This window comes from Rhizobium sp. PEPV16, from assembly GCF_008919455.1.
GTDB classification, from domain to species: Bacteria; Pseudomonadota; Alphaproteobacteria; order Rhizobiales; family Rhizobiaceae; genus Rhizobium; species Rhizobium leguminosarum_Q.
The window spans coordinates 1-6466 of the sequence record NZ_VSZV01000298.1 but is presented as its reverse complement, the minus strand read 5'-3'; the positions used below and the strand labels follow the sequence as shown (position 1 = coordinate 6466).

6 protein-coding genes are annotated in these 6466 nt (G+C 61.4%); 3 read left to right on the top strand and 3 right to left on the bottom strand.

The annotated features are described in order from the left end of the window. Together FY112_RS37785 and FY112_RS15055 are read right to left on the bottom strand one after the other, a co-directional pair. Positions 1-308, bottom strand: a 308-nt coding sequence (locus tag FY112_RS37785; protein WP_246700678.1) for a helix-turn-helix domain-containing protein, incomplete at its 3' end; no start/stop codon positions are given. Positions 309-538: 230 nt separating this feature from the next. Next, the gene (locus tag FY112_RS15055; protein WP_151518727.1) at positions 539-1258 is read right to left on the bottom strand and encodes an aspartate/glutamate racemase family protein; all 720 of its coding nucleotides are present in this window, start codon (positions 1256-1258) and stop codon (positions 539-541) included. A 158-nt stretch (positions 1259-1416) separates the two neighbouring features. Between FY112_RS15055 and FY112_RS15050 the strand changes: the two genes are divergently transcribed. From FY112_RS15050 to FY112_RS15035, 3 genes are all read left to right on the top strand, one after another. After that, entirely contained in the window at positions 1417-1881 is a 465-nt protein-coding gene (locus FY112_RS15050) for an Lrp/AsnC family transcriptional regulator (RefSeq protein ID WP_017961209.1), read from the top strand. A gap of 109 nt (positions 1882-1990) precedes the next feature. Further along, the gene (locus FY112_RS15045; RefSeq protein ID WP_151518725.1) at positions 1991-3253 is read left to right on the top strand and encodes an NAD(P)/FAD-dependent oxidoreductase; all 1263 of its coding nucleotides are present in this window, start codon (positions 1991-1993) and stop codon (positions 3251-3253) included. 452 nt (positions 3254-3705) lie between these two features. Next, on the top strand, positions 3706-5664 hold the full coding sequence (locus tag FY112_RS15035) for a TetM/TetW/TetO/TetS family tetracycline resistance ribosomal protection protein (protein WP_131628456.1): 1959 nt from the start codon (positions 3706-3708) through the stop codon (positions 5662-5664). Positions 5665-5743: 79 nt separating this feature from the next. Here the strand turns inward: FY112_RS15035 and FY112_RS15030 are convergent. Then, a partial coding sequence (locus FY112_RS15030; RefSeq protein ID WP_151518723.1) for an NAD(P)-dependent alcohol dehydrogenase occupies positions 5744-6466 on the bottom strand: 723 nt, incomplete at its 5' end.

Genomic DNA, 6466 nt, shown 5'->3' with positions numbered 1-6466 from the left:
AACTGCTCTCGTCCCCGGTTGGTGACAATGATGACCTGGCTGCGCAGGTCGGCCGGATGGGGGCTGGTTTCGATCAGCCCCGCGGCGCGGAAACGCTTGAGGATGCGGCTGAGATAAGCGGGGTCGAGCTGCAGGTCGCGTACAAGTGCGGCGGCGCTGACACCGTCGTGCGAGCCGACCTCGAAGAGGATACGGGCATCCGTCAGCGTGAACGGCGTGTCGAGATAGGCCTTGTTCAGCAGGCCGAGGAAATTCGTGTAGAAGCGGTTGAAATCGCGGGCGGTTTCGATAAGGGCGATATCGGACATGACAAAGATCTCCAGATGGAGATTCTTGCCAGTTTGTTGACGGACCTCGCTCTTTACTCGGCGTCATCCTCGGCCTGTGCCGAGGATCTGCTGCACCGGTAGCAGATGCTCGGGACAAGCCCGAGCGTGACGAAAGAGGTGTTGACTGACTTTTTCAGCAGTCCGGCAAATATCTCCAGATGGAGATCTTGTCCTGCATTTAGTGGACTGAGTCAACAAACATGGCAATATCAGGCGGCTTCCTCTTCTGCTGCCTCATCCATTCCCAGCGCGAAATCGACCGCCGCTCGGGCATGGATCGCGGTGGTGTCGAAGCCTGGCAGCGGCAAGTGGTCGGGATCGAGGATCAGGCAGATCTCGGTGCAGCCGAGGATGATGCTGTCGGCGCCGTTCTCGACGGCGCGGGTAATCACCGCCATGAGCTTGTCGCGCGAGCTGTCGAGCACCTTGCCGGCGCAGAGTTCGTTGAAGATGATGTTGTGCACGGTGGTGCGGTCGCCAGCATCAGGCACCATGATGTCGAGGCCAAGGCTCTTCATGCGGTCGCTGTAGAAGCCGTGCTCCATCGTGTAGCGAGTGGCGATCAGCAGTGGGCGCTTGCGGCCGGCCGCATGCAACGATTTCGCGGTCTCGTCGATGATGTGGATCAGTGGCACGGAGATCTTCTCCGCGACCTTGTCGGCGATCAGATGCATGGTGTTAGTGCAGATCAGGATGCAGCCGGCGCCGGCGATCTGCAGGCGCAGAGCCACGTCGGCGAGGCGACGCGCTGCCATATCCCAGTCGCCGGCCTTCTGAAGCGCGACGATCTCCTCGAAATTGACAGAATGCAGGATGAGTTCGGCCGAGGCGAGGCCACCCTTGCGGTCACGCACCATCTCGTTGACGACACGGTAATAGACTGCCGAACTTTCGAAACTCATGCCGCCGATAAGGCCGATCGTTTCCATCTCTTCATGCTCTCCATGCTTCTGAACTTTCGAAAATGATGCCGCAATCCCGACGCGACGTGTTTGCTTTGTTTGTCTCTTGCGTCATATATGTGATAGGATTTTGCGTCATTTGATGAAATCCTGCAAAAAAGACGCAAGAGGTATATGTTCGACACATGCTCGATGATCGCGACAGACGCATTCTGGACATGCTGCAAAAGGATGCGGGCATATCCGTGACCGATCTTGCCGAGCGCGTGGCACTTTCGATATCGGCCTGCTCGCGGCGCATCCAACGGCTGGAGGAGAGTGGCCATATCGCCCGGCGCATCGTCGTGCTCGACCGGGACAAGATGGGCGTGCCGACGACGGTCTTCGCGCTGGTCAAGACGGCGCACCATTCCGACGAATGGACGGAGACCTTCCGCCGGATCATCAGCGACATTCCCGAGATCGTCGAAGCGCACCGCCTGACAGGCAATCACGACTATATCCTGAAGATCGTGCTGCCGCGCGTCGAGCATTACGATGTGATCTACAAACAGATCGTACGCAAGATCGAGCTTTTCGACGTCTCGGCCTCGATCTCGATGGAGCTTCTGAAGGGCGGTACGGCGATCCCCGTAGGATATGCCGATTGAGTGAGTTCCACCGACCGGGATGCAGGGGAGCTATGCCGAAACGGCAGTTGCAACCATCGCGGCGAAGGCCACATTGGCTTTGAGCGAAATGGCGCAAAAGGGGTAGGTCATGAGCGATCATCATGTCGTCGTTGTCGGCGGCGGTTTCGGAGGGCTGCAACTCGTCAACGGCTTGAAGGGCGCCGGTGTCAGAATCACGCTGGTCGACCGGCGCAACCATCATCTCTTCCAGCCGCTGCTCTATCAGGTGGCGACCACTATTCTCTCCACCTCGGAGATCGCCTGGCCGATCCGCCGCCTTTATGCCGACCGGCCTGACGTGACGGTGCTGCTCGCCGAGGTCACCGGCGTCGACAGCGGCGCAAAGACTGTTTCCTTACGCAACGGCATGACTCTTGGTTACGATACGCTGGTGCTGGCGACCGGGGCGACGCATGCCTATTTCGGCCACGACGAATGGGAGCCGGTGGCGCCCGGCCTGAAGACACTTGAGGATGCGACAACGATCCGCCGGCGCGTGCTGCTTGCCTTCGAGAAGGCAGAGATGGAGAGCGATCCTGCCGTGCGCGATGCGCTGTTGACCTTCACCATCGTTGGGGCCGGGCCGACCGGTGTCGAGCTGGCCGGCATCATCGCCGAACTCGCGCATTTCACGCTGCCCAAGGAATTCCGCAACATCGACACGCGCAAGACCCGCGTCGTTCTGGTCGAGGCCGGCCCGCGGGTGCTGCCGACCTTCGCCGAGGAGCTTTCGGCCTATGCTCAGAAGGCGCTGGAGAAACTCGGGGTCGAGGTCCATCTCGGCAAGCCGGTGACCGAATGCAACGCCGACGGCGTGAAGATCGGCGAGACCTTTGTTGCCAGCCGGACGATCGTCTGGGCAGCCGGGGTCACCGCCTCGCCTGCGGCGCAATGGCTCGGCGTGCCGGCCGACGGGGCAGGGCGCGTCGTGGTCGAGAAGGATCTGAGCGCGCCCGGTCTGCCCGACGTCTTCGTCGTCGGCGATACCGCCTCTGTCATGCGCGAAGACGGCAAGCCGGTGCCGGGCATTGCGCCCGCCGCCAAGCAGCAGGGCGGTTACGTCGCCAAAGTGATCCGCGCCCGCATATTCGGCAAACCGGCGCCGGCGCCTTTCCGCTACTGGCATCAGGGCAGCCTGGCGACGATCGGCAAGAGTGCCGCGATCATCGATTTCGGCCGGATCAAGCTGAAGGGCTGGATCGCCTGGTGGATCTGGGGTCTTGCCCATATCTACTTCCTGATCGGCACCCGCTCGCGCTTCGCCGTCGCCTGGAGCTGGCTGTGGATCTATCTGAGCGGCCAGCACAGCGCCCGGCTGATTACCCAGCGCGAGACGATGCGGGAGGAGTAGGTCCCTTCTTCGAGTCAAGTCAGAGGACCGAAATGAACGCAAGCGCATACTGTGTAACCCCCCTCTGGCCTGCCGGCCATCTCCCCCACAGGTGGGGAGATCGGCTAGGCGCAATGGTTTCCCCAAATAATCAGCGTCCAGCGCAGCGAAACGATAGACGGGCAAGAAGCGTGGGCTATTTGTAATCTCCCCACCTGTGGGGGAGATGCCCGGCAGGGCAGAGGGGGCGGCCACGGCACGCCGGTCCATGAAACCAGCCACGAGCGCGCCCACGCGTGAACGTGATACGCCCAAGCTTGACATATCTCCGCACACGCCCTTAGCATTCCGCCCGCGTCTCCCCACCACCGGGAGTTACGCATTCAACAGTCGCCATCAGCAGGTAGAGGTTCCAATGCGCCGATTCACTTCTCACGAAAATCACATTCGAAATTCTGAGAAGTTGGTGGTTCATGCGCACTTTGAATTTGGGCATCCTCGCCCATGTGGACGCAGGCAAGACTAGCCTTACCGAAAGACTGCTTTTTGATGCCGGCGTTATCGACAAGCTCGGCAGCGTCGATACCGGCAATACACAGACGGACACTCTCGAGCTCGAACGGCAACGCGGCATCACGATCAGAGCCGCGGTGGTGTCGTTCACGATCGGCGACAGGATCGTCAATCTGATCGACACGCCCGGTCACCCGGATTTCATCGCCGAGGTCGAGCGGGTGCTCGGATTGCTGGATGCCGCGGTCGTCGTCGTTTCGGCGGTTGAAGGCGTGCAGGCGCAGACGCGGGTGCTGGTGCGGGCGCTGCGACGACTTGGCGTTCCCTTCGTCTTCTTCGTCAACAAGGTCGACCGCCTCGGCGCGCAATATGAGGACGTGCTGAAGGCTCTTGCCAGCCAATTGCTCGTTCGCCCCATCGCCATGTCTTCCGTGATCGATGCTGGCAGCGGGCTTGCCAGGGTGGAGGCTTTGGCTCACGGATGCGAACCGCTTTTCACGCCGCTCTGCGAAGCACTCGCGGAGAATGACGAGGCGCTGCTGGACGATTACGTCTTGGCGCCCGATCGCCTGACGGCGGATAGGCTTGGACGCTGCCTGATCGATCAGGTCGCGAGCGGTCTGGTGCATCCTGTCTTCGCAGGTGTGGCAACGACCGGCGTCGGCGTGCCGGCCCTAACATCCGCCATTGCGACGATATTGCCCGGCCGGCGCCTCGATCCGGACGGGCCGATTGCCGGAACAATCTTCAAGATCGAACGCGGCTGGGGCGGTGAAAAGCTGGCCTATATGTATCTGACGTCAGGCACGGTCCGGCTCCGTCAATATCTGGATTTGCCCAAAGGCCTGGATAGGGTGACCGCGATCGAGGTTTTCGAGGCCGGCCGGGTTCATGGCGCCGCAAGCTTCCGCGCCGGGCAGATCGCGCGCATCAGCGGCCTTGCCGGCGCCCGGATCGGCGATGCGGTGGGCGGCGATCCGCTCTCCGACGGACGGGCTTACTTCGCGCCGCCGACGCTGGAAACCCGGGTTTTTGGCCAGCGGCCTTCCGAGAAGGCGGCGTTGTGGCTTGCGCTGAACCAGATGGCCGAACAGGATCCGCTGATCAATCTGCGCCGGAACGAGGAAACGGACGAGGTCTTCGTATCGCTCTATGGCGAGGTGCAGAAGGAGGTTATCCAGTCGACCCTGCTGACGGATTTCGGCCTCGACGCCAGCTTCGAGGAAAGTACGATCATCCTGGTCGAGAGGCCTGTAGGAATTGGGACCGGCTTACAGATCCTCTTCAAGGAACCCAATCCCTTCCTGGCGACGGTAGGCCTGCGGGTCGAGCCGCGGCCTGCCGGCGCGGGCAACAGCTTCGCGCTGGAAGTGGATGTCGGCCAGATGCCTGCCAGCTTTTACAGGGCGGTCGAAGAAACCGTGTTCGAAACGCTAAAGCAGGGCGTTTTCGGCTGGCAGGTCATCGATTGCCACGTGGCGATGACGGCAGCCCGGCACAGTTCGCCGGCAAGCACCGCCGCCGATTTCCGGCAGCTCACGCCTTGGGTGCTGGCAGATGCACTGTCAGCCGCGCAAACCGTCCTATGCGAGCCGATCGACCGCTTTCATCTAGAAGCGCCCGCGGAGAGCTTGAGCGGCTTGCTGACCCTGCTTGCGAAATCTGCTGCGACGATGACGGATTCCGTGATTGTCGACGGCATGGCCCGACTGGAAGGCACTATGGCGTCCGCGATGATCCAGAGCGTCCAGCAGCAATTGCCGGGCCTGACAAGCGGGGCGGGGACGATGGAAACCGGCTTCGATCACTACGCCCCGATGGCTGGCCCACCGCGCGTTCGAAGGCGTTCAGGACCTGATCCGTTCAACCGCGTCGAATATCTGCTGAGCCTGCACCGACATCTCGAAGGCATGTCCTGAGATTCCTCAGTGCATACTTCGTCGTGGGCGCGAAGGCTGACAGAAGGGGCGGCCCCCAAAGGAGCCGCCTCTCATTTTCTCAAGCTGCCAGCGAGGCGATGTCGATGACGAAGCGGTAGCGGACGTCGCTCTTGATGACACGCTCATAGGCTTCGTTGATGTTCTGGATGTTGATCTTCTCGATCTCCGAGACGATGTTGTGCTTGCCGCAGAAGTCGAGCATTTCCTGGGTTTCCTTGATCGAGCCGATCATGGAACCGGCGAGGCTCTTACGCCCGCCGATGACCGAGAAGGCATGAACCGGAACCGGGTGCTCGGGAACACCGACCAGAACCATCGTGCCATCGGGCTTCAACAGGCTGAGATAGGCGTTCCAGTCGATTACCGTGCCAACCGTGTTGATGATCAGGTCAAAGGTGCCGGCGAGCTTGGTGAAGGTCTCGGCGTCGCTCGTTGCGTAATAGTCCTTGGCGCCGAGCTTCAGGCCGTCTTCCTTCTTCGATAGCGACTGCGAGAGCACGGTGATGTCGGCGCCCATGGCTGCACCGATCTTCACGCCCATATGGCCGAGGCCGCCCATGCCGACGATCGCGACCTTCTTGCCGGCGCCGGCCTTCCAGTGGGCGAGCGGGGAATAGAGCGTGATGCCGGCGCAAAGCAGGGGAGCGCCTGCATCGAGGGGGATATTGTCCGGGAAGCGCAGGACATAGCCTTCCTTGACGACGATGGAGTCGGAGTAGCCGCCAAAGGTCGGGGTGGTGCCGTCTGCCTCGACGTCGTTGTAGGTCTGGACGAGACCTGG